Raw genomic sequence first — 25,923 nt, forward strand, 5'->3', positions numbered from 1 at the left:
ACAGGAGGCGAAGATGCCGCGAGGAGACAAATCCGACTATACCGACAAGCAGAGGCGCAAGGCCGAGCATATCGAGGAAAGCTACGAGGAGCGCGGCGTCTCTGAGAAGGAAGCCGAAAGGCGTGCCTGGGCGACGGTCAACAAGGAAAGCGGCGGCGGCAACAAATCCGGTTCCGGCCGCGGCAAGAAAGATACGCATGAATCTTCCAAAAAGGGCGGCAAGGCCGGCGGCGCTGCGTCCGCGGCACGCTCGAAGGAGGAACGGTCCGCTTCCGCCAAGAAGGCGGCCGCGACACGAAAGCGTAACGAGCACCACAGCCATCATTAGGATCGGCAGGCATCAGCGGATCGCCAGCCTGATGCGGCAAGGGGATTTCCGATATGGCCAAATCGAAGAAGAAATGGTCGCAGGACATTACTGAACGCAGCGACGCGATGGACCTGAAGGAAGGCGTATTCAAATCGGACGATCCGAAAAAGATCGCCCGGTCGATCAAGCGTTCCGCCGAAGAGAGCGATCGCCGCAAGTCGAGCCCGTTTCGCGCTGCCATGTCGATGCTGACCTTCTACATCAACCGCGCCGGCGAGCAGCTGTCGAAAAAGCGGCGCGGCACCCTTGAAAAAGCCAAGGACGAACTGCGAAAAGACTTCGGTCGTCAACCGAGGCATTGAGCATGGCATATGAGCTTTATTATTGGGACGGCATTCAAGGCCGCGGTGAATTTGTGCGCTTGGCGCTGGAAGAAGCCGGCGCCGACTATATCGACGTCACGCGTCAGCCCGGCCGGGGAACAGGCGCCATGCTCGAGATCATGAAGAGCGAAGCCGAGCCGCACATCCCCTTTGCTCCGCCCTTCCTGAAGGACGGCGACCTCCTAATCTCGCATGTCGCCAATATCCTGTTTTACCTCGGGCCGAAGCTCAGCCTCGCGCCAGAGGACGAAAGCCTCCGCTATGTCGCCAACGGCCTGCAGCTCACCATCACCGACTTCGTGGCCGAAGTGCACGATACGCACCACCCGATCGATGTCTCGCTTTATTACGAAGACCAGAAGCAGGAAGCCAAAGCCCGCTCGGCCGCCTTCATCCGGGACCGCATTCCAAAATTCCTCGGTTATTTCGAACGTGTGCTGACGCGCAATACGAAAGGGACCGAACATATGGTCGGCAATGCGCTCACCTATGTCGACCTCTCGCTCTTTCAGGTAATCGAGGGCCTCACCTACGCCTTTCCGAATGCCATGGCGAACAGCATGGCGGAATACCCTGCTCTCCTTGCCCTGCATGATTCGGTGGCCAAGCGCCCGAACATCGCCCGCTATCTCGCCTCTCCTCGCCGCCTCGCCTTCAATGAGGAGGGGATTTTCAGGCATTACCCGGATCTAGACGCCGCGAGATGAGGTCCCTCGGTCTCGCGTATGAGGAAATCAAGCAGCCTGTTTTCTTCGGCCCGCAGCCCCCGCAGCGGCTCGTTGCCGCCTTCGATCAAAGGATGATCATTGCCGGCCAGAGCGATGATTGCCGGATGGATATAGCTCGAGCGTGAGATCGCAGGCGTATTGTGCAGCGCCTCGGCCGCAGCTTCCGACATCTCCTTCACAGTCGGGCGGCCGCCGCTGACGATCCTTTCGCGGGCCGCACCGAAGGCTGCCAGCGATCCAGCCCAGGTGCGGAACGTCTTGGCGGAGATCGGAATGCCCGATATTTCGGCCAAATAGGCATTCAGCCGGCCGGAATCGACCGGTTTCAGCGCGCCGCTTTCATCCTTCCAGACGAAGAGCTGGCGGCCGGGCAGGTCGGAAATCTCTTCGAGGATTTTCTGCAGCCTGGGATGCTTGAGGCTTCGCTGGACGCGCTTGCCGCCCTTGGCGCGGAATTTGAGCTCGATCCGCCCGTCGACGATCTTCAGATGCCGTTTCAGCAGGGTCGTCGCCCCATAGGTGCCGTTCTCCCTGACATAGGCCTGGTTCCCGACGCGCAGATGCGCCTCATCGAGCAGCGTCGTCAAAGCCGCCAGCACGCCGTTGACATCCTCAGCACCGGTGTCCAGATGGCGCAAGACGGCGCGGCGGATCTTCGGCAGTGCCTGACCGAATTCGATCAGCTGGTAGAACTTCCCGGCACTGCGGAACGATTGCCAGTCCTTGTGATAGCGGTATTGTTTGCGCCCGCGAGCATCGATGCCGGTCGCCTGCAGATGACCGTTCTCGTAGAGACAGATCCAGACGTTCTCGTAGGCCGGCGGCAGGCCGAGCGCGCCGATGCGCGCCCGCTGCACCTCATCGGAAAGCGTTGTTCCATCCGGCATCACATAGCTGAAACCCTTGCCTTTCCTTCGCCTGCGGATGCCCGGTTCGGTATCGCTGACATAGATCAGGCCAAGTTCGGTGATGGCGTCGGCGTTCATGCTGTTGGCGACCTGCTATTTGCCGCGGCGGCCGAACTGAAACCACCTGCGGCGCTGGGCCTTGGTCGCCCCTTCCGGCGGTTGGGTCTGGCCTGTCGGTGCGAAGACGGCCAGGCTCTGCGTGTAGACCATCACGGGATTTTGCTGATCGTGCACCTCGAAGGCGCCGGTCTCCGCCCCGGTGTCGAGAACCCGTGACCACTGCGTCAGTCCATTCACCTCAGGCAGATGAACTTCGCAATCACCGCCGGCGTTGAAGACGAGGAAGAGATCGTCCATCTTCTCGGTATCGAGCGCGTGCGCGCTCTTCGAAACGTAGACGCCAAGCACCTGCAACCCATCGTCATTCCAGGCCCCGTCGTCCATGAAACTGCCGTCCGGCTTGTACCAGGCGATCTCGATGCGCCCGTCTTCGCTGGTCTCGCCGGTCAGGAATCGCTCCTGGCGCAGGACCGGATGGGCCTTGCGGAAAGCGACTGCCTGCCGGCAGAAATCGAGGAAGGGATCGTCGAGACCGTCCCAGCCCGTCCAGCCGATCTCGTTATCCTGGCAATAGGCATTGTTGTTGCCGCCCTGGCTGTTGCCGAGCTCGTCGCCAGCCAGGATCATCGGCACGCCCTGCGAAAGCATCAGCGTCGCCATCATGTTGCGCCGGCGCCGCGCCCGCGCCGCATTGATGTCGGCATTATCGGTCGCGCCCTCGGCGCCCATATTGTCGGAATGATTGTCCGAATGGCCATCCCGGTTATCCTCGCCATTCGCCTCGTTGTGCTTGCCGTCGAAGGAAACCGTATCCATCAGCGTGAAGCCGTCATGGGCCGACAGAAGGTTGATCGAGGAGGTCGCTCCCCGATCGGAGTGATTGAATTGCGGCGCCGAACCGGTGATGCGGGCCGCGAGCTCCGACACCATGCCATTGTCGCCCTTCCAGAAGCGGCGCACGTCGTCGCGGAACTTGTCGTTCCACTCGCGGAAAGGGTGCGGGAAGCCGCCGACCTGATAGCCGCCATCGCCGATATCCCAGGGTTCGGCGATCAGCTTGACGCCGGCAAGGATCGGATCCTGACGGATCGCGCCGAAGAACAGGCCCTGACGGTCGAATTCCAGATCCTGGCGGCCGAGCGTGCTGGCGAGATCGAAGCGGAAGCCGTCGATATGCATGACGCCCACCCAGTAGCGCAGGCTGTCGAGCACCATGCGCATCACCATCGGATTGGCTACGTTCAGCGTGTTGCCGGTGCCTGTGGTATCGAAAGTGTGGCGGGGATCGTCGGGAGAGAGGATATAGTAGCTCGCATTGTCGAGCCCGCGGAAAGACAGCGTCGGCCCCTTCTCGCTGCCTTCGGCCGTATGGTTGTAGACCACGTCCATGATGACCTCAATGCCGGCGGCATGGAACCGCTTCACCATGGTCTTGATCTCGGTGATCTTGTCACTCGAGAGGTAGCGCGCCTGCGGCGCGAAGAAGCCGAGCGTCTGATAGCCCCAATAATTCCTTAGCTTCTTTTCGACGAGATAACGGTCGTCGAGGAAATACTGGATCGGCAGGAGCTCGATCGCCGAAATGCCAAGCTTGACGAGATGGTCGATGATCGGATCGCTGCACATGCCTAGAAAAGTCCCGCGCAGCCGGTCGGGCACTTTTGGATGCGTCATCGTCAGGCCGCGCACATGCGCCTCGTAGATGATGGTCTCGGGCCAAGGCCGGCGGATCGCCTCTTCACCCGCCCAGTCGAAGTCGGGATCCTGCACTATGCCCTTGACCATGAAAGGCGCACTGTCACGGTCGTCGAAGGAAAGATCATCCTCACCGATCCGATAGCCGAACAGCGCATCATGCCACCGCAATTCACCCGTCACCTGCTTGGCATAGGGGTCGAGCAGCAGCTTGTTAGGATTGAAACGGTGGCCGGCGCCGGGATCATATGGGCCATGGGCGCGATAGCCGTATACGGTGCCGGGTCCGATGCCGGCAATATACCCCGACCAGATGTCGCCTTCGCGCTTGGGCAAGGGCAATCGGGCGATCTCATCCTTTCCGTCGGGTGAAAACAGGCAGAGCTCGATCTGTTCCGCATGAGCCGAGAAGACGGCGAAATGAGTGCCGGAACCCGTATACTCCGCCCCCAGCTCCGGCTTGAGGAAGTCGAGTTCCGAAAATGAAAAGCTCATGGCGCCCCGCTAGATGAAAAGACCAAGCGGGAAACGTGAAGATGGTTTGAAAGTTCCCTCCCCAAGGAAATGGAAGAGGCACGGCGCGCCGGGCGGAGGCGTTTATGGCATTAGCTGTCCGCCATTGACCTCGATGATCTGCCCGGTGATATAGCCCGAGAGCGTCGGCGAAGCGAGGAAGAGATAGGCGCCGACGCAATCCTCCGAGGTGCCGACGAAACCCATCGGGATCGACCTGCGCTGCAGCTCCATCTGATCGTCATCCGTATAACGCTCGTGGAAAGGTGTGGCGATGACGCCCGGCGCCACGGCATTGACGCGGATCCTGTCGGCAACGAATTCCTTGGCATGGCCACGCGTAATGGTCGAGACGAAGCCCTTGGACGCCGCATAAAGGATCGCGCCGTTGCCGCCGCCGTTGCGGGCCGCGATCGAGGTCGTGTTGATGATGAAGCCGCCCTGTTTTTTCAGCCAGGGATGGGCCGCGCGCGTGGCTGCGAGCACCGAGCGGGCATTGAGGTCCATGACCGCAGCATAATGCGCGTCGGTATATTCCGAGGTCGGCTTGCGTCCCAGCATGCCGCCGGCATTGTTGATGAGCCCGTCGAGATGGCCGAAGGTCTTGGCCGTCTCCTCGACGACGCGGTCGGTCTCCCCTTCCCTCGACACGTCGCCCTGGATCAGATGCACCGTGCCGCCAGCAGCGCGAATTTCCTCGGCGAGCCTCTCCGCCGGTTCGCGGCTGGCATTGTAATGCACCCCGACCTTGACCCCTTGAGCCGCAAAGGCGCGGGCAACGGCCGCGCCGATCCCGGTCGATGCGCCGGTGATCAGCACGGCTTTGCCGGAAAGATCCGGCAGTTTGATGGATGCGAGCAATTGAGCAAGTTCTGCCATGGCCAGACAGCCTCCCGAAAACCAATGACATAGGTGATGAAACAGACGGGGGAAGTCTATCAGGCGAAATCAGCCATGGGCAATGCACGAAAGCGGGAGAACTGCATAGCGGGGATGCCACGGCCGGCCAGGCTCGGACCTGCCCAAGACCCCACTCCACGAGAGGGCGAGGCTAACTTGGCACACTGTATAGTGCCAAGAAGCAAGCTTTCTGCAGATGAAACGGTGAAGGGATGTTGACGCAGCACGCTAGCCCCTCCCCCTTGTGGGACCCTCGTGAGGAGGGGGTTTCTTATGCTGACCTCACCGATCTCCAACTCCTCAAGAAGACACGCCCAAGACCGCCTCCTGCTGCCGGCGGGCAAGAGGCGGGAAAGCGAGCGCAATTGCCGCCGCCCCGAGGCCGACGATGGCAGAGCCGATGAACAGCCAGGAATAATTGGCGAAAGTGTCGAAGATCCAGCCGCCGATCAGAGGGCCGAAAGCCATGCCGAGGCTGGAGAGCATCGTCGCCGCCCCCAGGACGGTGCCGATGATGCGCTGGCCGAAATATTCCCGCGCCAGCACCGCATAGAGCGGCATCACGCCGCCATAGGCGCTGCCGAAGACGATGGCGAGCGCATAGAATTCGGTCAACTCGCTGACGAAGAGATAGGTCGCGAGTGCGCCCGCCTGCACCAGCAGGCCGGTGACTAGGACCGGCTTCACGCCGAGCCTGTCGGCGAGGCTGCCATAGAGCAGCCGGCCGCCCAGCCCTGCCAGGCCTTCGACGCTGTAGATGCTGACGGCTGCCATCGGGGCGACGCCGCAGATCGTCGCATAATTGACCATGTGGAAGATCGGGCCGGAATGGGCCGCACAGCAGGCAAAGAAGGTCAGGCCGAGGACGATGAATTGCGGCGACCGGAAGACTTTCAACAGCTGTGGCGGGGCGCCTTCCGCGGCAAACTCGGTGCCGGCATCGACGCTCTCGGCAGGCGGGCGCCTGACCAGCAGGGCGGCCGGCACCAGCAGCACCCAGGTGGCGATGCCGATGATCAACATGGCCGGCCGCCATTCGTAGGCCGAGATCAGCCAGCGCGCGAAAGGCGAGATCGTCATCGGCGCCACCCCCATGCCGGCGGAGACGAGCGACACGGCAAGACCACGGTTCACGTCGAACCATGCGGTGGTCGCCGCGATCATCGGCGCGAAGAAGGCGCTGGCGGCCAGTCCGACCAGAATGCCGTAGGTCAGCTGGAATTCGATGAGCGTCCCGGCTCGGCTGGCGAGCACCAGCGCCAGGCCGAGCAGCACGGACCCTACCAGCACGACGAGGCGCGGGCCGAAACGGTCGCTTGCCGCACCCCAGAGGAAGCCGCCGACGCCCATGACGATGAAATTCAGCGTCATGGCGCTGGCAATCCCGACATGCGACCAGCCGGTGGCGGTGGCGATCGGCTCCTGGAAAATCGCCAGCGAGAACATTGCGCCGATGGCGACGCACGACATCAGGGCGCCAACGGCGACGATGACCCAACGATAGGAAACACTCATGGCTTCATACCTCCATGCCGACAGAGTGATCGCGACGCGTGCAGCAGATCGCTGCTTTTCCGCGCCTTGCGATTAAAGACGTTTGAACCGCTGCGATTTCGACAGCGCCCTCACATCTTTTTACCACCGTGCCGTTTAGAGAGTGCGGAACATCACCAGGGCGTCAACATAGCCCTCGGTCGGATGAAGGAAGACGCCGGGCAGCCGGCCGACGATTTCGAAGCCGAGGGATTGCCACAGCGCGACGGCGCGGCGATTGCTGCTGACGACGAAATTGAACTGCATGGCTTGAAAACCCCGCAAGCGCGCATGTTCGAGCGAATGTTCATGCATGCGGCGGGCGACACCGCGGCCGCTGGCGGCGGGATCGGTCATGTAGCCGCAATTGCAGACGTGGCGCCCGCCGCCCGCCTGATTGGCCTTGATGTAATAGGTGCCGAGGATAATGCCATCCACTTCCGCGACGAAGGTCTCGCGGTCTGCGCCCATCCAGTAGGCGAGCGCATCGGCTTCGGAGAGGTCGCGGTCGAGCGCATAGGTCTCGCCGGCGCGGATCGTCGGACCGATGATCCCCCAGATCGCGCTTCGGTCATCGTTGTTTGCTGGTCGGATCAGCATGCGGGTTTTTATCGAAGTAGATCGCGGCACGCAACGTTGCGCGCGCGCAGAGATCGCGGCCAGTTATAAAGTGCTGGTTACGATGCACCCTGCCGACAGCGCGCGGTCTGCACAAGCTCAGTGCCATTGTGCCGGCGATGCGGCCTGAGATGGAGAGCGGAGAGGGCGAATACGGCGCAAATGTCAGCAACCAGGATCAAGCACCCCTTCAGACCCCATGGCAGAACAGGCGTACTGGCAGTCCACCCACAGGAGGTTTATCATGAACGCCAAGACCCTTTCCGCCCTTTGCGCGGGCAATGACGGCGCGCAGCGTTGTAAGTATGAACATTATGCAGGGCATTCTGCCTTTAGCGCGCCCGGCCGCCATTCTGCGCTCCTCGATATACTGCCGTCCGATCCGGCCGGCGTTGCCCGCACGGCGCAGGCTTTGCTGATCTATGAGCACGCCGCAGAACCATTCTATGGTTACAAGGTTCCCGAAGCGCGGCGCGGCGAAAGCCACATCCGGCCGATGGAGAAGATGCTTGATGCGTTGCTGGTGCTCGACGACCGTCCGCTCTCCGTCGCCCGGCTGCCCGAGAAGCGTCTGGTCGGAATCTGCCGCCATTACATGTTGCTGTCCGTCGCAATCCTTCGGCAGCACGGAATTCCCGCCCGTGGCCGCGGAGGCTTCGCCACCTACTTCAATCCGGGCAAGTTCGAGGATCATTGGGTATGTGAGTACTGGAAAGCGGCTGATGGGCGCTGGGCCCTGCTGGACAGCCAGCTCGACGAGGTTTTCATCCGCAAGCTCGGAATTGGTTTCGACATCCATGACGTGCCGCGTGCCCAATTCCTGACCGCTTCCGAGGCCTGGCGCAGATGCCGCAGCGGAGAACTCGATCCAAATCTGTTCGGCGTCGAATTTGAGAAGCTTCGTGGTCTGTGGTTCATCGCCGGTAACCTGATCCGAGATCTCGCCACTCTCAGCGGTCGCGAAGTCCTGCCTTGGGATGTTTGGGGAGCACAACCAGCATTGAATGCGACGCTTTCGCATTCCGAACTGGATTTCTTTGACGAGGTCGCTTTGATTACGGCCGATCCAGATGCAGATTTCGACGCGTTGAGCCGGCGTTTCTCCGAGGATAACAAACTACGGCTTCCCCAAACCGTCTTCAACTCGCTGCGACGGCGTCAGGAAAGCGCGTTGGAGGGCTGAGGCGCGACACCTTCATCCGGAGATGCGGCGCCTCTCAATATTTGGCGTTCAGTTTGCGCTCAAACCCTCTCGAGCGCGATCGCAATCCCCTGCCCGACACCGATGCACATGGTCGACAGCGAATAGCGGCCGCCGGTTTCGGCAAGCTCCAGTGCCGCCGTGCCGGTGATGCGGGCGCCCGACATGCCCAAGGGATGGCCGAGCGCGATCGCGCCGCCATTGCGGTTCACCCGCTGATCGTCGTCGGCGATGCCGAGTTCGCGCAGCACCGCCAGTCCCTGGCTGGCAAAGGCCTCGTTGAGTTCGATCACATCGAACTGCTCCTGGGTCATGCCGAGCCTGGCCATCAGCTTGCGCGAAGCCGGGATCGGACCGACGCCCATCACCCGTGGCGGAACGGCGGCTGCCGCGCCGCCGAGGATGCGGGCGATCGGCGTCAGGTCATATTTTCGCGCCGCCGCTTCCGAGGCGACGATCAGCGCCGCCGCCCCGTCATTGACGCCGGAGGCATTACCCGCCGTCACCGTGCCCCCTTCCTGCTTGAAGGGCGTGCCAAGTTTCGCCAGAGCCTCGATCGTCGTCGCGCGTGGATGCTCATCCCGGTCGACGACAACCGGATCGCCCCTGCGCTGCGGGATGGTCACCGGGGTGATCTCCTTCGCCAGCCGTCCGCTCGCCTGGGCGGCCGCTGCCTTCGCCTGGCTGCGAACCGCAAAGGCGTCCTGGTCCTCGCGGCTGACCTTGTAATCCTCGGCGACGTTCTCGCCGGTCTCCGGCATGGAATCGACGCCATATTGCTTCTTCATCAGAGGATTGACGAAGCGCCAGCCGATCGTCGTGTCGTGGATTTCGGCAGCCCGCGAAAAGGCCGTCTCGGCCTTCGGCATGACAAAAGGCGCGCGCGACATGCTTTCGACGCCGCCCGCGATCATCAGCTCGGCCTCGTCGGCGCGGATGGTGCGCGCCGCCGTGATCACCGCATCCATGCCGGAGCCGCAGAGCCGGTTGATCGTCGTGCCCGGCACCGCGATCGGCAGGCCGGCGAGCAGGGCCGACATGCGCGCGACGTTGCGGTTGTCCTCGCCCGCCTGGTTGGCGCAGCCGAAGATCACGTCGTCGACGGCTTCCCAGTCGACGGCGCCGTTGCGCGCCATCAGCGCCTTCAGCGGGATGGCGCCGAGATCGTCGGCGCGCACCTGCGAGAGCGAACCGGCAAAGCGGCCGATCGGCGTCCTGATATAGTCGCAGATAAAGGCTTCGGTCATGGCTTTCCCTTTAGAGTTTCGGAACGACGAGATCGGCCACCGGCCCATCGACGTTCAGTCGCGCCCCGGTCATCGCCTGCAATTCCTCCAGAGACATGGCGGCGAGCTTCTCGCGCAGCACGAAACGCCCCTCGACGATGTCGATGACGGCATGGCTCGTATAGACGCGGGTGATGCAGGCGACGCCGGTCAGCGGGAAGGTGCATCTCTCCACCAGCTTCGGCTCGCCGGTCTTGGTGACATGCTCGGTGATGACGCAGACCTGCTTGGCGCCATGCACCAGGTCCATGGCGCCGCCGACCGCCGGCACGCCCTTGCTGCCGACCCGCCAGTTGGCGAGATCGCCATTCTCCGCGACCTGATAGGCGCCGAGGATCGCGACGTCGAGATGGCCGCCGCGCACCATGGCGAAGCTGTCGGCATGGTGGAAGAATGCCGCACCCGGCTTCAGCGTCACCGCCTTCTTGCCGGCATTGATCAGATCCCAGTCCTCTTCACCTTCAACAGGCGGCTCGCCGAAATTGAGAATGCCGTTTTCGGTGTGGAAGATCGCCTGGCGGCCGGGCGGCTGATAGCGGGCGACCATTTCGGGAAAGCCGATGCCGAGGTTGACATAGGCGCCGTCGGCGATGTCCTGAGCGGCGCGCCAGGCGATCTGCGCATTGGAAAGCTTGATGTCGTCCCTGATATCGATCGTCATGCGTAGGCCACTCCGGCTCGGATGAGCTCTTCTTCCTGCTGCGGATCGGGGACGGCGACGACGCGATCGACGAAGATGCCCGGCGTCACCACATGCTCGGGATCGATGCCGCCGGCCGGCACGATGGAGGAGACCTGGGCGATGGTCTTGGCCGCGGCCATGCACATCAGCGGATTGAAGTTGCGGCCGGCCTTGTTGTAGGTCAGGTTGCCGTGGACGTCGCCGACCCGAGCCTTCACGATCGCGAAGTCGGCCTTCAGCCAGCGCTCCTGCACATAATGGCGGCCGTCGAATTCGGCGATCACCTTGCCCTCGGCAAGTTCGGTGCCGTAGCCGGTCGGGGTGTAAAAAGCCGGGATGCCGGCGCCGCCGGCGCGGATGCGTTCGGCGAGCGTGCCCTGCGGCACCAGCTCGAGTTCGATTTCGCCGGCGAGATATTTGTCGGTGAAAGCGCGTGGATCCGAGGAGCGCGGAAACGAGCAGATCATTTTCCGGACCAGGCCGGCATCAATCATTGCGGCGATGCCGATGCGGCCGTTGCCGGCATTGTTGTTGATGACAGTCAAGTCTTTGGGCGCCTTGTCGATCAGGGCGTGGATCAGCTCGATCGGCGCGCCGGAGCCGCCGAAACCGCCGATCATCACGGTCGCACCGTCGCCGATCTCGGAAACGGCCTCCGCCGTGCTGCCGATTGTCTTGTCCATGGGGATCTCCTCAGCCTGCCCTTTGCATCAGAAATAAAATGTTACAGGCGCAGCGGCAAGATAGTTTGTGCGTTATTTGACTTTTGTTCATATATCGCACAAACTGGTACATAGAGTGGAGGATCGTACCCATGCGCGAAACCGATTTCGTCAGCGGCTTTGCCCGCGGCCTGAAAGTCATCGAAGCCTTCGGCGAGACACGGCAGCGGCTGTCGATCGCCGAGGCCTCGAAGCTGACCGGGCTCGACCGCGCCACCGTGCGCCGTTCGCTGCTGACGCTCGCCGAGCTCGGTTTTGCCGATTACGACGGCAAGTTCTTCACGCTGACGCCCAAGATATTGCGGCTCGGCCATGCCTATCTCCAGGCAACGCCGCTGCCGGCGCTGTTGCAGCCGCATCTCGACCTTCTCTCGGAAAGAGCCGGCCAGAGCGCCTCGGCCTCGGTGCTCGACGGCACAGAGATCGTCTATATCGCCCGCGCCGCGCAGCGCCGCGTCATGTCGATCAATCTCACCCCCGGCAGCCGCCTGCCCGCCTATTGCGCCTCGATGGGACGGGTGCTGCTATCAGCCCTTTCGGAGAGCGAGGCGCGCGCCATTCTCGCCAGGAGCGAGCTGAAGCAGAACACACCCAATACCAAGACCGATCCGGACGAACTGATCGAAGAATTCCGCCGGGTGCGCGCCGAAGGCTACGCCATTATCGATCAGGAGCTGGAGATCGGCCTCTGCTCGATTGCCGTGCCTGTTGAAAACCACCGTGGCGAGACGGTCGCGGCGATCAATATCGGCGCCCCGGCGGCCATCGTGTCGGCGGCCGAGATGAAGGAGCGTTATCTGCCGCTGCTAAAGGAAACGCAGGCGGCCCTACGGCCGCTGCTGCGCCGCTGACGGCAAGCAGTCGCCGCAAAATTGCGCAGCGGTTTTGCCTTGGAATGCGTGCAGAAGATCGGCCTCTGTTCGGTCGAAACCGATGAGAGCTGCGTGAGACTCGGTCCCACCACCTCATTCGATGGAGGTCCTCGATCAGTCTTCCGTCTGAGCGGCTTGAGGCCCCCATATCGAAATCCCAAAAGCCGGGAGCCTTTCCGGGTCAGCTTGCTGCCGAGGCGGTCGCCGCCTCCAACTCTTCTGCCGGGCAATAGGGTTCAAGTTCGGGAAGCCTCTGCTGATTGTCTCGGAATGCGTTTCCCCAGTCGCGCAGACTCGCCAGAATTGGTGCGACCGATCTTGCCAGCTCGGTCGCCTCGTACTCCACACGCGGCGGAACCTCCGCAAAGACGCGGCGTGTCACCAATCCGTCGGCTTCGAGCTCACGCAGTTGCAGCGTCAATACCCGATGCGTGGCGTCCGGTATCAGGCGACACAGTTCCATGAACCGCTTCTTGCCCATGAGCAAGTTGACGAGGATTGTGGGCTTCCAAAGTCCGCCGATCACCGACATCGTCAATTCAGCAGCACAGCCGCTCTTGGGCTCCAAACGCTTCGGTCTCATCTCAGCTGCCTCTCAGCGCCTTACTTACATCCATGATAGTATAGGCTGTAATTGTGCATTCTTTCAACGACTTCCAGATCAGCTTAAATGGCACCGTGGTCCACGAGCGAGGAAGCGCGGAGTGTCTTTTCAAGCAATTGTCGCAAGGCAGAGCGGTGATATCATGACTGCCACCGTAGAGACGGTTTCGGATGAATTCCTGCCCGAGGACGAGGTCTCGGTCGCTGTCGAGTGGTCGACGGTGAACTACAAGGACGCCATCGCGCTGGCCGGCCATGATATCATCAAAACCTTTCCGCTCATAACCGGTATCGACTTCGCCGGAACGGTCGTGACTTCTCTTGATCCGCGCTATTCACCCGGCGACAAGGTCGTCGCGACCGGGTGGGGCCTCGGCCAGACGCATCACGGCGGGTTCTCCCAGAGGGCACGAGTTCCCGGCGACTGGCTCGTGAAGTTGCCGCAATCGATTTCGACGCGCGATGCGATGGCGATCGGGACCGCCGGGTTCACCGCGATGCTAAGCGTGCTTGCGCTTGAGCATGGCGGCATCTCGCCTGCGCGTGGCGATATTTTGGTTACCGGTGCCTCCGGTGGCGTAGGTTCGATTGCCATCGCGCTCCTTTCGAAGCTCGGCTACCGCGTAGTCGCCTCTACCGGCAAGCCGAGCGAGGCGCCTTACCTGAAGGGACTCGGAGCAACTTCATTGATCGACAGGTCGACAATCTCCGCCGAGGGACCCCCGATTTCAACGGAGCGCTGGGCCGGGGCGATCGATGCAGTGGGTGGGCGCTCGCTGGCAAACATCCTGGCACAGACAGCCTATGTGGGCGTTGTCACGACCTGTGGCTTTGTCGGCGGCAGGGATCTTCCGGCGAGCGTGCTTCCCTTCATTCTTCGTGGGGTAATGCTGGCAGGCATCGATTCCGTATACGCCCCTCGAGCCGTTCGCGAGCGGGCGTGGCAGCGCCTTGCCACCGATCTCGACCTCGGGAAGCTTGCCTCGACCGCGTCCGAGGTTGGCCTCGCCGATGTGCCCGAGGTGGTAAGCCAAATGCTGGCAGGCCATGTCCGCGGGCGAACCCTGGTCGATGTCAGCCGATAGCCGACCGAGCTGAGGGGCCGGCACCATTCCTCCGAGACGACATTCCATGAGCCGCCATGCAGGAGCCCCGCCCTGCCATGGCGCAGAGCCCATCCCGGCGGGGCTATCGCCGTCCGCTACCAATCCCCCACGCTGAAAGGAAGTGAAATGGCTGTTTCCCTGGAAACTGCACCAACGGAATATCTCGAAACAGGCGGAATTCGCTTCGCCTATCGCCGTCTCGGCCCGGATACCGGAACGCCGCTCATTTTGCTGCAACACTTTACGGGGACGATTGATTCCTGGGACCCGGCAGTCGTCAACGGGTTGGCGACCGACCGGAACATTATCGTGTTCGACAACGCCGGTGTTGGCGCTTCCTCCGGCACTGTCCCGGACAATGTCGGGCAGCAGGCGGCCGATGCCGAGACCTTCATAAGAGCTCTGGGCTTCGACGAGGTCGATCTTCTGGGCTTCTCGCTCGGCGGATTTATCGCCCAGATCATGGCGTCGCGCGCCACGTTAAAGGTGCGCAAGATGATCGTCGCGGGAAGCGCGCCCAGAGGCGGCGAAGAGTATCTTCTGCAGGTCGTCGAGGGCGCTTTCGCCAAGAACGCAAGAGATGTCCGGCTACCGCTGTTTTTCACGCCGTCGAAGAAAAGCCAGCTCGCAGGTGAGGCGTTCGTCAACCGAGCGCTGGCCAGAACGCAGGACCGCGATCCCGACAGCGGCGAAGCCATAAGCGAGCCGCAGGCGAGATCGATCATTGCATAGTGTGCTGAACAGGATCCCGATCACGGGTTGCTGAAGGCGATCAAACAGCCGACGCTTATCGTCCATGGAAGCGATGACACGATGTTTCCATCGGTCAATGCCTACGAGATGTTCAAGGCGATGAGCGACGCCACCCTGATCATCTACCCGGATTCCGGGCACGGGGCCCTCTTCCAATATGCGCAAACCTTCGTCGCGCATGTGAAGACCTTCCTCGACACGTGACAATCGAATTGAAAGGAAACCATAATGAATGCTCTCGCAAAGAAGATCATCGACGCTCATGGCGGTCTCGAGACCTGGAAGACGTTTTCCACCCTGCGCGCTCACCTGAGCCAAGGCGGTGCTCTCTGGGGACTGAAGGGTCACGGCGGCAAGCTCGACGAGACCAATGTCACCGTCGGCCTTGGTGAGGAATGGGCCTCCCATGCGCCGTTCGGACCGGAGGGCAAAAGCAGCCGCTTCGAACCGGGTCGCGTTACACTCAAGGATTCGTCCGGCAAGGTTCTGGAGGATCTTTCCGATCCGCGCAGCTCCTTCGCAGGACATAAGCTGGAGACCGCGTGGTCGGAACCGCAGCTCGCATATTTCGCAGGCATTGCCATGTGGACCTATTTCAACATCCCCTTCCTGCTCGCCAAACCCGGCGTCGTCAGCGAAGAGGCTGGCGACTGGCAAGAGAAAGGCGAGACATGGCATCGGCTGAAGGTGACGTTTCCGCACGCGGTCGCCACTCATAGCGCGGTCCAAACGCTCTATGTAGACGAGGCAGGTCTTCTGAAGCGGCACGACTACGACGTCGAAATCGCGGGCAACACGCCGGGAGCGCATTACATCGGCGGCTACGTCGAGGTGCAGGGCATCAGGTTCCCCACCGAACGCCGCATCTATCCACGCCAGCCGGATGGCAGCAGCCTTGCCGAACCCCTGGTCGTCTCCATCGACATCTCCGACATTGAGCTCCGTTAGACATGACGCTTCTTGAACTAAGCGCCGCGCGACACATGATCGCCGCCGCTGAAACTTGCGCCAGGGAAATTGGCGTCAAGGCGACCATTGCCGTCCTCGACCAGGGCGGCAATCTCATCGCCGCCGCGCGGATGGATGATGCATGGCCAGGAGGCTTCGACCTCGCAGTTGGAAAAGCGCAAACAGCGCGCGCCTTCCAGGCGCCGTCAGCAACCTTCGTCCCGATGATCCAGCCTGGAGAGCCTCTCTTCGCCGTGAACAATGTGGCCGGCGGCAAATACGTCATTCTCGGCGGCGGGCTTCCGGTGCGATCGGGAGAGAGCATCATCGGGGCTGTCGGCATTAGCGGTGGCCGCATCGAACAGGATGTCGCGATCGCTGAAGCCGCCGTGGCAGCATTCAAGGACAGAACAGACAGGAAGATATCATGACCAATCTCGTCGATCTTGCCATCCGGGCGCACGGCGGCTTCGACCGTTTCAACGCCTTTTCATCGCTGACGGCGAAGCTGCATCAGGGGGGCATTCTCTGGGGCCTAAAAGGCAAGCCCACGGTCCTGGAAGATTGTCATGTTCGCGTGGACCTCAGGGACGAACGCGTTTCGCATTGGCCCTTTGCCCCGACCATGAACCATTCCGTGTTCACACCGAGCCGTGTGGCGATAGAGACTCCTGACGGGGCCGTCGTCGAAGAACTCGTCGATCCACGGAGTTCCTTCGAAGGTTATGAAATGGAAGCCCACTGGAGCAATCCACAAGTGGCATACTTTGCCGGTTACACAATGTGGACCTATCTGACCTCACCCTTCATCCTGAAGCGGCCGGGTGTCGTCTCTGATGAGATCGAGCCCTGGCAGGAAAACGGAGAGACCTGGCGCCGTCTGCACGTCTGCTTCCCGGACGATATCGCCACCCATAGCAGGGCACAGACGTTCTACTTCAATCCCGAGGGGCTTTTGGTCCGGCATGACTATGAAGTGGACATCCAAGGTCGCAATGCCGCTGCACGCTATCTCACCGATTACGTCGAGATCGACGGAATTTCTCTCCCATCAAGGATGCGCATCTTCCCGCGCGGCTCGAACAATACACCTCTGGCAGCGCCGCTGATCGTATCGGTCGACCTTTCCGACTTCCGCTTCGAATGAAGCGCTTCTCTGCCGCAACCTAGCCGAGGCATCGGTGCGATCATCTCAGGGACGCACCAGCATCTTCTACAAGGACCGGGTCCGGCGGGTGGTCAGCCGATCACCTTCGCACATCGCAATACGGCACTTGCGATCAAGGAGCCGGTATTGCGCAACCTCGCCGATGCGCTTCCCGCCCGCCGCCGCGGGGCGCGACGAGTTCGACATTCCACATCGGCAGCCGATGCCAGACCTGCTTGCCGATCGCAAAATCGTTCTAACCGTTCCCTCCCACTTGCCGTATCATAATTTCCGATATACATCATTTCATCGGAAACCATGGGGAACTGATGGAACGCTCGTTTTTGACGATTGCCGCCGGGGAGAATGGGGAGGCGATACGGGCGCTTTCGGCGCCGGCGAGGATCGAGATTCTGAAGCTGCTCTGCGCCAAGGGACCGCTCAATATCAACGATATCGCCCAGGCGCTTTCCCTTCCGCAATCCACCGTCGCCACCGGTATTCAGATCCTGGAAGATGCGGGGCTGGTGGATTCGCGGCTCGCCAAGGCGCGCAAGGGGAACCAGAAGATCTGCTCGGCCGTCTATAGCGAAATCCTGATCAGCTTCGAGGAAAGTGCGGCGCAGCGAGCGAACAATATCATCGAGGTGGAGATGCCGGTGGGGCTCTATACGAGCTGCGACGTGCACGCGCCCTGCGGTCTCTGCTCGACCGAGAGCGTCATCGGCCCGCTCGATGTGCCGGATTATTTCCTCGATCCGCAGCGCATGCAGGCCGGGCTCGTCTGGTTCGGTCGGGGCTATGTCGAATATAAATTTCCCAACAATGCCAAGGTGTTGAACAAGGATATACGCGCCATCGAATTTGCGCTGGAGCTATCGTCCGAGGTGCCCGGCACCAATCCGGACTGGCCGTCCGACATCACGCTCTGGGTCAACGGCATGGCGATCGGCACCTGGACGTCACCCGGCGATTACGGCGACAAGCGCGGCGCCTTCACGCCGGCCTGGTGGAAGCTCGAGGGCTCGCAATATGGAATGATGAAGACCTGGCGGATTTCGACGCGCGGCACCTTCATCGACGGGGTGGCGGCCTCGAATGTGACGCTCAGCGATCTGGCGCTCGGCCAGCATTCCTCCATCCGGCTGCGGGTCGGCATCGCCGAGAATGCCGGCCATACCGGCGGCGTGAACATCTTCGGCCGCGGCTTCGGCAATCACGGCCGCGACATCCTCATGCGGCTGCACGTCTGAATAAATGATATCGGAAATCCTGATTTAAATAACGCGATTATTTCCGATTTCAGCAATGGCTGAATTACTGCAACCTGCTGAAATAAAATGATTTTACGCCGATTTTCTATTAGTATGATTAAATCCGGAACTTGGTTGACAGATCGGCATTGCTGATATCAAGTTAGAGGCAAGAAAACAAAATTCCTGATACATAAACGGGGAGGATCCGTTGAAGACGAATGTCGTTGCCCACCGCGATTTTCGCATCGCGACCATTGACGCCAGGCTCTACAGCTCGTTTCTAGAGCATCTCGGCAGAGCGATCTACGGCGGCATCTACGAGCCCGGACATCCCACAGCCGATGAAGACGGCTTCCGCCGCGACGTGCTCGAGCTGGTGCGCGAGCTCGACACGCCCTACTGCCGTTATCCCGGCGGCAATTTCGTCTCGGCCTATAATTGGGAAGACGGTGTCGGCCCGCGCTCCGAGCGCCCGGTTCGCCTCGACCTTGCCTGGCGCACCCGCGAAGCCAACCAGGTCGGCGTCAACGAATTCGTCGACTGGTGCAAGAAGGCCAACACCAAGCCGATGCTTGCGGTCAATCTGGGATCGCGCGGCCTCGATGCCGCCCGCAATTTCCTCGAATATTGCAATCATCCCGGCGGCACCTACTGGTCGGACCTGCGCCGCAAGCACGGCTGGTCCAATCCGCATGATGTGAAACTCTGGTGCCTCGGCAACGAGATGGACGGCCCCTGGCAGGTCGGCCACAAATCGGCCTATGAATATGGCCGGCTGGCGGACGAGACGGCGAAAGCCATGCGCGGCTTCGACAAGTCGCTCGAGCTCGTCGTCTGCGGCTCGTCCAATTCCGACATGAAGACCTATCCTCAATGGGAGGCCGAGGTTCTCGACCAGTGCTATGACAGCGCCGACTACATCTCGCTGCATATGTATTTCGCCAACCGCGAGAAGAACACGCTGAACTATCTCGCCCGGGCGACCAAGCTCGATCGCTACATCACCACGATCGGCGGGGTGATCGATTACATCAAGGCGAAGAAGCGCTCGAAGAAGACGATCGGCATTTCCTTCGACGAGTGGAACGTCTGGTATCATTCCAACCAGCAGGACAAGGAGATCCTGGCGCGTGACGAATGGCCGGATGCGCCGCATCTGCTCGAGGACATCTATAATTTCGAGGACGTGCTGCAGGTCGGCGGTATCTTGAACACCTTCATCCGCCGCTCCGACCGGGTGCGCATCGCCTGCATCGCCCAGCTCGTCAACGTCATCGCCCCTATCATGACCGAGGACGGCGGCGCGGCCTGGCGCCAGACGATCTATTATCCCTTCTACTACGCCTCCAGATATGGCCGCGGCACCGCGCTGCAGCTCGTCGTCGACGGCCCGACCTATGACAGCGACGAGGAGAACGAGGTTCCCTATCTCGACGTCTCGGCGGTGCATTCCGAGGATGGCAGGAGCCTGACCTTCTTTGCCGTCAACCGCCATCCGGATACGGCGCTCGATCTCGACGTGCGGCTGGAAGGCTTCGGCGGCGCCCGCCTGATCGAACAGGTGGAAATGAGCCATGGCGATCTCGAAGCCGTCAACACGGCGCGGCGGCCGGAAACGGTCGTGCCCGCCAAGGTCGAGAGCGCAAGGGTCGAAGACGGACGGGTGCGGGCGACGCTGAAGCCGCTGTCCTATAACGTCATCCGGCTGTCGGTGTGAATGAGATGGTTAGAGCATGATGTCTTCCGAAAATCGCTGAAACTTTTCGGCATCATGCTCTGGGATGTTCGGCTCGGCTGCGAGGAGGCAGGCGGGCTGGAGGAATGGTTCGCCGAAGACCTGGACGTTCCCAGGCTTCTGCGAACCGGCAACCGCGACATGCCCCTGCGTGCCCCAGCGGCCGCGGCATGATCGCTTTCAAGGGAGGAGTTCATGCAAAAGTGGAAGAGGTTTGCATTCGGCTTCGTGCTGGCCACCATCGGCCTGACCGCAGTGGCCGGAGCCCAGGAATACACCTCCTTGCCGCGCAAGGAGACGCTCATCGTTGAAAATCCGGAAGGGACGATCAAGAATCCCGGCTGGTTCAACATCTGGGTCAATGGCGGCGGCGGTGTTTCCACCGGCCTGCAGCAGCTGACCATGGATACGCTCTGGTATATCGACCCGGAACAGGGGCTTGGCGGCGCAGCCTGGGATAATTCGCTCGCCGCCGACAAGCCGCAATATAATGCCGACTTCACCGAAATGACCGTGAAGCTGCGCAAGGGGCTCTACTGGAGCGACGGCGTGGAATTCACGGCCGATGACGTGGTCTATACCGTCAAGACGCAGATGGAACACCCCGGCATGGTCTGGAGTGCGGCCTTCACCGTGCAGGTGGCAAGCGTCGAGGCGACCGATCCCCAGACCGTGGTGTTCAAGCTGAAGAAGCCGAATTCGCGTTTCCATGCGATCTTCACGGTGCGCTGGAACGGCGCCTGGATCATGCCCAAGCATGTCTTCGAGAAGGTGGAGGATCCGCTCCGCTACGATTTCGCCAATCCGGTCTCGCTCGGCGCCTACAAGCTCAAGTCCTACGATCCCCAGGGCCAGTGGTATACCTGGGAAAAGCGTGAGGACTGGCAGCGGACCTCGCTTGCCCGCTTTGGCGAACCGGGCCCGAAATATGTGACCTATGTCGATCCCGGCCCGCCGGATAAACGCACCATCGCTCAGCTCGAGCACAATCTCGATATCATTCACGACAATACGCCAGAGGGCATGTTCACCCTCAAGGAGAAATCCAAGACGGTCGAAACCTGGTTCCCGGGCTTCCCCTTCGCCCATCCGGATCCGACACTGCCGGCCGTGATCTTCAACACCCAGAATCCGCCCTTCGACAAGGCCGATGTGCGCTGGGCGCTGGCACTGCTGATCGACATCAAGGCAGTCGACATGGCGAGCTATCGTGGCGCTGCGACACTCTCGGCGCTCGGCGTGCCGCCGACGGCGGCCACGATGAAGGACTATCAGGCGCCGATGCAGGATTGGCTGAAGGACTTCGAGATCGATACCGGCAAGCGCAAGATCAAGCCATATGATCCTACAATCGGGCAACAGATTGCCGATATCCTGCGCAAGCAGCCGAAGTTCAAGGATCAGATCCCGACCGACCCGCAGGCGATCAGCGATGCCTTCGGCTATGGCTGGTGGAAACCGGATCCGCAGGCGGCGACCGAGCTGCTCGAGAAGGCCGGCTTCAAGAAAACCGGCGGCAAGTGGATGACGCCCGACGGCCAGCCGTTCAGGATCCGTATGACTGTCGAGGGCGATACGCGCTCCGTCTTCACCCGGGCCGGCACCCTGATCGCGCAGCAATGGGCTGCATTCGGCATCGACGCCAAAGCCGTGCCCGCCGCCAAACTTTGGCAGACGGCGCTGCAACCCGGCGATTTCGAGGTGGCGATCGCCTGGAGCGTCGAGACCTGGGGCGGCGATCCCGACCTCTCCTTCTTCCTCGAAAGCTGGCACTCGCAGTTCGTGGCGAAGAAGGGTGAAAACCAGCCGCCGCGCAACTGGCAGCGCTGGTCCAATCCGGAGCTCGACAAGATCATTGAGAGCATCCGCGCCATCGGTCCCGAGGATCCGAAGGGGATGGAGCTCGGCAAGGAGTATCTGAAGCTGGTCGCCCGCGAAATGCCGACGATCCCGCTGATGTCCTATAACGTCTTCACCTCGATGGATACGACCTATTGGACCGGATATCCGACGATCAAGGATCCCTATACGGATCCGGTGCCGAACTGGGCGAATTCGCGGCTGATGATGGTCAAGCTGAAGCCGGCTCAGCCGCAATAACCCTCCCAACGCCGGCGCGCAAGCCATCGCGCCGGCCCCCTCATCGGCGGGCATGCGCCTCGGTTGCCATGCTCGTCGATCCTTTCCGGAAAGGAAAACAGAGAGGAACCTCCGCCTTATGACGTCCTATCTGATCTTTGTGCTGAAGCGGTTTGGTCAGTTTCTGCTCGTCGTCTTTCTCGGCGTGACGATCACCTTCTTCGTCACCCACCTGACCCCGATCGACCCGGTCGAAGAAAGCATAGGCGCCATCACCCAGATGGGTCAGTCCGACCCCAATGCGATCGAGCTGATGCGCAAGTCGCTGCGCGAGCTTTACGGCCTGGAAGGCTCGATCTGGCAGCAATATCTGAATTTCTGGCTGCGGCTTGCGACAGGCGATCTCGGCCCCTCGCTCTCGGCCTTCCCGACACCCGTTTCGACAATCATCCTGCGCTCGCTACCCTGGACGATCGGGCTGATGACGGTGTCGACGCTGATCACCTTCGTGCTCGGCAATGCGATCGGCGCGCTTGCCGGCTACTACCGCAAGAACATGGTGCTGAAGGGCGTCAGCCTGGTCTTCATCGCGCTGCTTCCCATTCCCTATTATATCCTCGCCTTCGTGCTTCTCATCGTCTTCGGCTATCTCTGGCCGGTGCTGCCGATCACCGGCGGCTACGAGATGAACGCCAATCTGGACCTCTCCTTCGCGCTCGTCCTCGACATCCTCGAACATTCCATCCTGCCCGCCCTCTCGCTGATCCTTGTCGGCGCCGGCAGCTGGCTGATCGGGATGCGGGCGCTCGTCTCCAACATCATCACCGATGATTACGTCACCTTCGCCGAGCTCGGCGGAGTGCCGAAGAACAAGATCCTCCGCTCCTATATCGCCCGCAACGCCATGGTGCCGCAATTCACCGGGCTTGCCATGTCGCTGGGCGCCATCTTCAACGGCACCGTCATCACCGAAATCGTCTTCGGCTATCCCGGCATCGGCAACCTGCTGATCGAAGCGGTGCATGCCGGCGACTACAGCCTGGTGCTCGGCCTCAGCGCGCTCTCGATCGTCGGCGTCGCCGCCGCCGTCTTCATCATCGACGTGCTGAGCCCGCTGATCGATCCGCGCATCAAGGTGGAATAGGCCATGTTTACCATCATCCGCGACCTCTCACGCCACAATATGGAATTCCTCTGCGGCCTGCTGCTCTTTGCCGTGATCGTCGGGCTGGTCATCCTGTCCTATTTCTCGCCCTATGGCGCGAGCGACATCTATCTTCTGCCGCCCGACATGCCGCCCGACGGCGAATACTGGCTGGGCACGACATCGCGCGGCCAGGACGTTTTCTGGCAGCTGACGACCGGACTTCGCAACACGCTCTATTTCGGCATCGGCGTCGCCATTCTCTCGCGCATCATCTCGCTGGTCGTCGGCCTGGTGGCCGGTTATGCAGGCGGCGCCGTCGACCGGGTGCTGATGGCGATCAACGACAGTGTCATGGTGATCCCGCAATTTCCGCTGCTGATCCTTTTCTATTTCGTGCTGAAGGACAGCATGACCTGGACGACGCTGATCGTCATCATGGCCCTGCTCGGCTGGTCCTATGACGCCCGCCTGATCCGCTCGGTGGCGATCGGCCTGAAGACCAGACCCTTTACCACCCAGAGCGTCTATTCCGGCATGACGATGCGCAAGATCCTCGTGGAGGAGCACCTGCCCTATGTGCTGCCGATCGTCTTCGCCACGACGATGAACAACATGATCTGGTCGATCGGCATGGAGATCACCCTTTCGGTGCTCGGCTTCACCGATATCGAGACGCCGACCATGGGCATGATGATCTACTGGGCCAATGCGCATTCGGCGCTGATTTCAGGCATATGGTGGTGGGTGGCCGCCCCTGTCGCCGTCATCGTCATCCTCTTCCTGGCGCTCTTCCTGCTCTCCATGTCGATGAACGAATATAATGATCCGCGCAGCCGGCTGAACCGGATGGGAAGTTAGCATGGAGAATCTGGTCGAAATTGAGAATCTGAAAGCCTATTACCGCGCCTTTCTTTTCGGGGTCGATCGCGAAGTGCGCGCCGTCGACGACATCAGCCTGACCATTGGCCGCGGCGAGGTCTACGGCGTTGCCGGCGAATCGAGCAGCGGCAAGACGACGCTGATCAAGACCATTGCCGGCGCCATCCGGCCGCCGCTCCGGGTCGTCTCCGGCAGCGTCAAATTCCATTTCGGCGGCGGCACCCAGGACATTTATGCGATGACGCCGGAGGAGCGCATGGCGCTGCGCTGGCGCCACCTCTCCTACATCATGCAGGGCTCGATGAATGTGCTGAACCCGGTGCGCCGGATCCGCCATTCCTTCACCGATTTCGCCTTTCGACATGTGAAGGTGAGCAAATCAATCTTCTTCGAGAAGGTCGCCAACCACCTGCAAAGGCTGAAGCTCGATCCGCAGCTGCTCGACGCCTATCCGCACGAGCTCTCCGGCGGCATGCGCCAGCGCATGACCATTGCGCTCGCCACCATCCTGACGCCTGAGTTCATCATTGCCGACGAACCGACGACGGCGCTCGACGTGATCGTGCAGCGCGACGTGCTTTCGATGATCCGAGATATCCAGCGCGAGATGGGCTCGTCCTTCCTGTTCGTCACCCATGACATGGGGGTGCATGCGACGGTCTCCGACCGCATCGGCATCGTCTATGCCGGCCGGCTGGTGGAGGAGGCGCCTACCCCGAAGCTCTTCAGCATGCCGCTCCACCCCTATACGCAACACCTCGTCGGCAGCCTGCCGAAGATCGGCGACCCCACCACGCGGCCCTCGCTGGAGGGGCGGCCGCCGAACCTCGCCATGCCGCCGGAGGGCTGCCGCTTTCATCCGCGCTGTCCGAAGCGCATGGACATCTGCTCACAGAAGGTTCCGCCGCTCGTCACCGTCGAGCCTGGACGGCGGGTGGCGTGTTTTGCGGTTACGGGAGATCCGGTTTGAGTGCTCTGCTTCGCCTCTCGCATGTCACCAAGATCTACCGCCAGGGCGGCCTGCTCGGCCGGCGGCTGATCACCGCGGTGAAGGATGTCAGCTTCGAACTCGGCGAGGAGCCGGAGATCCTCTCGATCGTCGGCGAATCCGGCTCGGGCAAATCGACGGTGGCGGCGATGATCCTCGGCCAGACGGAACCGACGGAAGGCGAGCTGCAATTTGCCGGCAAGACCGTCGCGATCCACAACAGGGCCGAACGCACGGCCTTCATGAAGGAGGTGCAGCCGGTGCTGCAGAACCCCTTCGAGGCCTTCAACCCGCTGAAGCGGGTGGACCGCTATCTCTTCGAAACCGCCCGCAACTTCTCCGCCTCCGGCAACCGGCCGGACCGGCGGGAGGTGGAGAAGATGGCCGATACCGCCCTCCATCACGTCGGCCTGACGCTGGAAGAGGTGAAGGGCCGCTTCCCCCACGAACTCTCCGGCGGCCAGCTGCAGCGCGTCGCCATCGCCCGGGCGCTGATCCCTGAGCCGCGCCTGCTGGTGGCCGACGAACCGGTCTCGATGGTCGACGCCTCGCTGCGCATGGCGATCGTCAACCTCTTCGGCCGGCTGAAAAACGAACTCGGTCTTTCGATCATCTACATCACGCATGATCTGGCGACGGCTTATTATGTCAGCGACAATATTATCATCATGCGCAAAGGGGAGATTGTCGAAAGGGGACGGGCTCGGGCTGTGCTGGATGATCCGCAGCATGCGTATTCGCGGGCGCTGAAGGATGCGGTGCTGGCGGCGGAGTTTGGTGCGGTATGAGTGGTAGGGGTATCAATCGGCCCGTTACCCGATCACGTTGCCGTCTGGTAATTCAATGTCTTCCTTAAAAGACGCCCCGACAT

At 61.5% G+C, this 25,923-nt stretch carries 26 protein-coding genes and 1 pseudogene; 18 read left to right on the forward strand and 9 right to left on the reverse strand.

Features of this window, described 5'->3' with window-relative positions; genetic code table 11:
- Window positions 1-13: 13 nt before the first annotated feature.
- Genes FFR93_RS29280 through FFR93_RS29290 form a run of 3 tightly spaced genes read left to right on the forward strand, consistent with a single transcriptional unit; the run spans window position 14 to window position 1,400 of the window.
- Window positions 14-328: a plasmid stabilization protein gene (locus tag FFR93_RS29280; protein WP_138395720.1), complete on the forward strand. Its 315-nt coding sequence runs from the start codon at window positions 14-16 to the stop codon at window positions 326-328.
- Window positions 329-381: 53 nt separating this feature from the next.
- Complete coding sequence (locus FFR93_RS29285) at window positions 382-672, forward strand: DUF3175 domain-containing protein (protein WP_138395721.1); 291 nt, start codon at window positions 382-384, stop codon at window positions 670-672.
- 2 nt (window positions 673-674) lie between these two features.
- Window positions 675-1,400 (forward strand): glutathione S-transferase, encoded by a 726-nt coding sequence (locus FFR93_RS29290; protein WP_064707225.1) that lies wholly within the window; start codon window positions 675-677, stop codon window positions 1,398-1,400.
- Here the strand turns inward: FFR93_RS29290 and FFR93_RS29295 are convergent.
- The 5 genes from FFR93_RS29295 to FFR93_RS29320 form a co-directional block, all read right to left on the reverse strand.
- Window positions 1,373-2,407, reverse strand: coding sequence for a DNA topoisomerase IB (locus tag FFR93_RS29295; RefSeq protein WP_064707226.1), 1,035 nt, complete (start codon window positions 2,405-2,407; stop codon window positions 1,373-1,375). The genes FFR93_RS29290 and FFR93_RS29295 overlap by 28 nt on opposite strands.
- Before the next feature lie 15 nt (window positions 2,408-2,422).
- Window positions 2,423-4,579, reverse strand: coding sequence for a glycogen debranching protein GlgX (gene glgX, locus FFR93_RS29300; RefSeq protein WP_138395722.1), 2,157 nt, complete (start codon window positions 4,577-4,579; stop codon window positions 2,423-2,425).
- A 102-nt stretch (window positions 4,580-4,681) separates the two neighbouring features.
- Window positions 4,682-5,476: an SDR family oxidoreductase gene (locus tag FFR93_RS29305; RefSeq protein ID WP_064707228.1), complete on the reverse strand. Its 795-nt coding sequence runs from the start codon at window positions 5,474-5,476 to the stop codon at window positions 4,682-4,684.
- A gap of 321 nt (window positions 5,477-5,797) precedes the next feature.
- On the reverse strand, window positions 5,798-7,012 hold the full coding sequence (locus FFR93_RS29315; RefSeq protein ID WP_138395724.1) for an MFS transporter: 1,215 nt from the start codon (window positions 7,010-7,012) through the stop codon (window positions 5,798-5,800).
- A gap of 135 nt (window positions 7,013-7,147) precedes the next feature.
- Complete coding sequence (locus FFR93_RS29320; protein ID WP_138395725.1) at window positions 7,148-7,630, reverse strand: N-acetyltransferase; 483 nt, start codon at window positions 7,628-7,630, stop codon at window positions 7,148-7,150.
- A 262-nt stretch (window positions 7,631-7,892) separates the two neighbouring features.
- Between FFR93_RS29320 and FFR93_RS29325 the strand changes: the two genes are divergently transcribed.
- A complete protein-coding gene (locus tag FFR93_RS29325; RefSeq protein ID WP_138395726.1) occupies window positions 7,893-8,831 on the forward strand; it encodes a transglutaminase domain-containing protein in 939 nt (312 codons plus the stop codon).
- A gap of 59 nt (window positions 8,832-8,890) precedes the next feature.
- Here the strand turns inward: FFR93_RS29325 and pcaF are convergent, their stop codons facing one another.
- From pcaF to FFR93_RS29340, 3 genes are read right to left on the reverse strand one after another with little or no spacing between them, the layout of a single operon-like run.
- Window positions 8,891-10,096 (reverse strand): 3-oxoadipyl-CoA thiolase, encoded by a 1,206-nt coding sequence (gene pcaF / locus FFR93_RS29330; RefSeq protein WP_138395727.1) that lies wholly within the window; start codon window positions 10,094-10,096, stop codon window positions 8,891-8,893.
- A gap of 10 nt (window positions 10,097-10,106) precedes the next feature.
- Window positions 10,107-10,796: a CoA transferase subunit B gene (locus FFR93_RS29335; protein ID WP_138395728.1), complete on the reverse strand. Its 690-nt coding sequence runs from the start codon at window positions 10,794-10,796 to the stop codon at window positions 10,107-10,109.
- Entirely contained in the window at window positions 10,793-11,500 is a 708-nt protein-coding gene (locus tag FFR93_RS29340) for a 3-oxoacid CoA-transferase subunit A (protein WP_138395729.1), read from the reverse strand. Before FFR93_RS29340 ends, FFR93_RS29335 begins: the two co-directional genes overlap by 4 nt.
- Before the next feature lie 131 nt (window positions 11,501-11,631).
- Between FFR93_RS29340 and FFR93_RS29345 the strand changes: the two genes are divergently transcribed.
- The gene (locus tag FFR93_RS29345; RefSeq protein ID WP_138395730.1) at window positions 11,632-12,390 is read left to right on the forward strand and encodes an IclR family transcriptional regulator; all 759 of its coding nucleotides are present in this window, start codon (window positions 11,632-11,634) and stop codon (window positions 12,388-12,390) included.
- Between the two features lie 202 nt (window positions 12,391-12,592).
- Here the strand turns inward: FFR93_RS29345 and FFR93_RS29350 are convergent, their stop codons facing one another.
- Entirely contained in the window at window positions 12,593-12,994 is a 402-nt protein-coding gene (locus FFR93_RS29350; RefSeq protein WP_092751161.1) for a helix-turn-helix domain-containing protein, read from the reverse strand.
- A 121-nt stretch (window positions 12,995-13,115) separates the two neighbouring features.
- Here FFR93_RS29350 and FFR93_RS29355 point away from each other — a divergent pair, with 121 nt between their 5' ends.
- The 13 genes and pseudogenes from FFR93_RS29355 to FFR93_RS29415 all read left to right on the forward strand — a co-directional run bounded on the left by FFR93_RS29355 (window position 13,116) and on the right by FFR93_RS29415 (window position 25,840).
- Window positions 13,116-14,099 (forward strand): MDR family oxidoreductase, encoded by a 984-nt coding sequence (locus FFR93_RS29355; protein ID WP_138395731.1) that lies wholly within the window; start codon window positions 13,116-13,118, stop codon window positions 14,097-14,099.
- 147 nt (window positions 14,100-14,246) lie between these two features.
- Window positions 14,247-15,077, forward strand: a pseudogene (locus FFR93_RS29360) (alpha/beta hydrolase).
- 24 nt (window positions 15,078-15,101) lie between these two features.
- The gene (locus FFR93_RS29365; RefSeq protein WP_138395732.1) at window positions 15,102-15,821 is read left to right on the forward strand and encodes a hypothetical protein; all 720 of its coding nucleotides are present in this window, start codon (window positions 15,102-15,104) and stop codon (window positions 15,819-15,821) included.
- A gap of 2 nt (window positions 15,822-15,823) precedes the next feature.
- Window positions 15,824-16,252, forward strand: a complete 429-nt coding sequence (locus tag FFR93_RS29370; protein WP_138395733.1) for a heme-binding protein — start codon at window positions 15,824-15,826, stop codon at window positions 16,250-16,252.
- On the forward strand, window positions 16,249-16,968 hold the full coding sequence (locus tag FFR93_RS29375; RefSeq protein WP_138395734.1) for a hypothetical protein: 720 nt from the start codon (window positions 16,249-16,251) through the stop codon (window positions 16,966-16,968). The genes FFR93_RS29370 and FFR93_RS29375 overlap by 4 nt, the downstream gene beginning before the upstream one ends.
- Window positions 16,969-17,297: 329 nt before the next feature.
- Complete coding sequence (locus FFR93_RS29380) at window positions 17,298-18,221, forward strand: ArsR family transcriptional regulator (protein ID WP_138395735.1); 924 nt, start codon at window positions 17,298-17,300, stop codon at window positions 18,219-18,221.
- Between the two features lie 211 nt (window positions 18,222-18,432).
- Window positions 18,433-19,941: an alpha-N-arabinofuranosidase gene (locus tag FFR93_RS29385; RefSeq protein WP_138395736.1), complete on the forward strand. Its 1,509-nt coding sequence runs from the start codon at window positions 18,433-18,435 to the stop codon at window positions 19,939-19,941.
- Window positions 19,942-20,133, forward strand: coding sequence for a hypothetical protein (locus FFR93_RS29390; protein WP_138395737.1), 192 nt, complete (start codon window positions 19,942-19,944; stop codon window positions 20,131-20,133).
- 21 nt (window positions 20,134-20,154) lie between these two features.
- Window positions 20,155-22,059, forward strand: a complete 1,905-nt coding sequence (locus tag FFR93_RS29395; RefSeq protein WP_138395738.1) for an ABC transporter substrate-binding protein — start codon at window positions 20,155-20,157, stop codon at window positions 22,057-22,059.
- Between the two features lie 118 nt (window positions 22,060-22,177).
- Entirely contained in the window at window positions 22,178-23,182 is a 1,005-nt protein-coding gene (locus tag FFR93_RS29400) for an ABC transporter permease (protein WP_064707246.1), read from the forward strand.
- A gap of 3 nt (window positions 23,183-23,185) precedes the next feature.
- Complete coding sequence (locus FFR93_RS29405) at window positions 23,186-24,043, forward strand: ABC transporter permease (RefSeq protein ID WP_064707247.1); 858 nt, start codon at window positions 23,186-23,188, stop codon at window positions 24,041-24,043.
- A gap of 1 nt (window position 24,044) precedes the next feature.
- Entirely contained in the window at window positions 24,045-25,034 is a 990-nt protein-coding gene (locus FFR93_RS29410; RefSeq protein WP_138395739.1) for an ABC transporter ATP-binding protein, read from the forward strand.
- The gene (locus FFR93_RS29415) at window positions 25,031-25,840 is read left to right on the forward strand and encodes an ABC transporter ATP-binding protein (protein ID WP_138395740.1); all 810 of its coding nucleotides are present in this window, start codon (window positions 25,031-25,033) and stop codon (window positions 25,838-25,840) included. Before FFR93_RS29410 ends, FFR93_RS29415 begins: the two co-directional genes overlap by 4 nt.
- The last annotated feature ends 83 nt before the right edge of the window (window positions 25,841-25,923 follow it).

It is taken from the genome of Rhizobium sp. MHM7A (assembly GCF_005862215.1).
In the GTDB taxonomy this organism is placed as follows: domain Bacteria; phylum Pseudomonadota; class Alphaproteobacteria; order Rhizobiales; family Rhizobiaceae; genus Rhizobium; species Rhizobium bangladeshense.

What these genes read in the sequence shown, in the direction of transcription:
- FFR93_RS29280 (WP_138395720.1), top strand. Translation starts at nt 14, where the DNA reads ATGCCGCGAGGAGACAAATCCGACTATACCGACAAGCAGAGGCGCAAG.
- FFR93_RS29285 (WP_138395721.1), top strand. Translation starts at nt 382, where the DNA reads ATGGCCAAATCGAAGAAGAAATGGTCGCAGGACATTACTGAACGCAGC.
- FFR93_RS29290 (WP_064707225.1), top strand. Translation starts at nt 675, where the DNA reads ATGGCATATGAGCTTTATTATTGGGACGGCATTCAAGGCCGCGGTGAA.
- FFR93_RS29295 (WP_064707226.1), bottom strand. Translation starts at nt 2,407, where the DNA reads ATGAACGCCGACGCCATCACCGAACTTGGCCTGATCTATGTCAGCGAT.
- glgX (WP_138395722.1), bottom strand. Translation starts at nt 4,579, where the DNA reads ATGAGCTTTTCATTTTCGGAACTCGACTTCCTCAAGCCGGAGCTGGGG.
- FFR93_RS29305 (WP_064707228.1), bottom strand. Translation starts at nt 5,476, where the DNA reads ATGGCAGAACTTGCTCAATTGCTCGCATCCATCAAACTGCCGGATCTT.
- FFR93_RS29315 (WP_138395724.1), bottom strand. Translation starts at nt 7,012, where the DNA reads ATGAGTGTTTCCTATCGTTGGGTCATCGTCGCCGTTGGCGCCCTGATG.
- FFR93_RS29320 (WP_138395725.1), bottom strand. Translation starts at nt 7,630, where the DNA reads ATGCTGATCCGACCAGCAAACAACGATGACCGAAGCGCGATCTGGGGG.
- FFR93_RS29325 (WP_138395726.1), top strand. Translation starts at nt 7,893, where the DNA reads ATGAACGCCAAGACCCTTTCCGCCCTTTGCGCGGGCAATGACGGCGCG.
- pcaF (WP_138395727.1), bottom strand. Translation starts at nt 10,096, where the DNA reads ATGACCGAAGCCTTTATCTGCGACTATATCAGGACGCCGATCGGCCGC.
- FFR93_RS29335 (WP_138395728.1), bottom strand. Translation starts at nt 10,796, where the DNA reads ATGACGATCGATATCAGGGACGACATCAAGCTTTCCAATGCGCAGATC.
- FFR93_RS29340 (WP_138395729.1), bottom strand. Translation starts at nt 11,500, where the DNA reads ATGGACAAGACAATCGGCAGCACGGCGGAGGCCGTTTCCGAGATCGGC.
- FFR93_RS29345 (WP_138395730.1), top strand. Translation starts at nt 11,632, where the DNA reads ATGCGCGAAACCGATTTCGTCAGCGGCTTTGCCCGCGGCCTGAAAGTC.
- FFR93_RS29350 (WP_092751161.1), bottom strand. Translation starts at nt 12,994, where the DNA reads ATGAGACCGAAGCGTTTGGAGCCCAAGAGCGGCTGTGCTGCTGAATTG.
- FFR93_RS29365 (WP_138395732.1), top strand. Translation starts at nt 15,102, where the DNA reads ATGAATGCTCTCGCAAAGAAGATCATCGACGCTCATGGCGGTCTCGAG.
- FFR93_RS29370 (WP_138395733.1), top strand. Translation starts at nt 15,824, where the DNA reads ATGACGCTTCTTGAACTAAGCGCCGCGCGACACATGATCGCCGCCGCT.
- FFR93_RS29375 (WP_138395734.1), top strand. Translation starts at nt 16,249, where the DNA reads ATGACCAATCTCGTCGATCTTGCCATCCGGGCGCACGGCGGCTTCGAC.
- FFR93_RS29380 (WP_138395735.1), top strand. Translation starts at nt 17,298, where the DNA reads ATGGAACGCTCGTTTTTGACGATTGCCGCCGGGGAGAATGGGGAGGCG.
- FFR93_RS29390 (WP_138395737.1), top strand. Translation starts at nt 19,942, where the DNA reads ATGAGATGGTTAGAGCATGATGTCTTCCGAAAATCGCTGAAACTTTTC.
- FFR93_RS29395 (WP_138395738.1), top strand. Translation starts at nt 20,155, where the DNA reads ATGCAAAAGTGGAAGAGGTTTGCATTCGGCTTCGTGCTGGCCACCATC.
- FFR93_RS29400 (WP_064707246.1), top strand. Translation starts at nt 22,178, where the DNA reads ATGACGTCCTATCTGATCTTTGTGCTGAAGCGGTTTGGTCAGTTTCTG.
- FFR93_RS29405 (WP_064707247.1), top strand. Translation starts at nt 23,186, where the DNA reads ATGTTTACCATCATCCGCGACCTCTCACGCCACAATATGGAATTCCTC.
- FFR93_RS29410 (WP_138395739.1), top strand. Translation starts at nt 24,045, where the DNA reads ATGGAGAATCTGGTCGAAATTGAGAATCTGAAAGCCTATTACCGCGCC.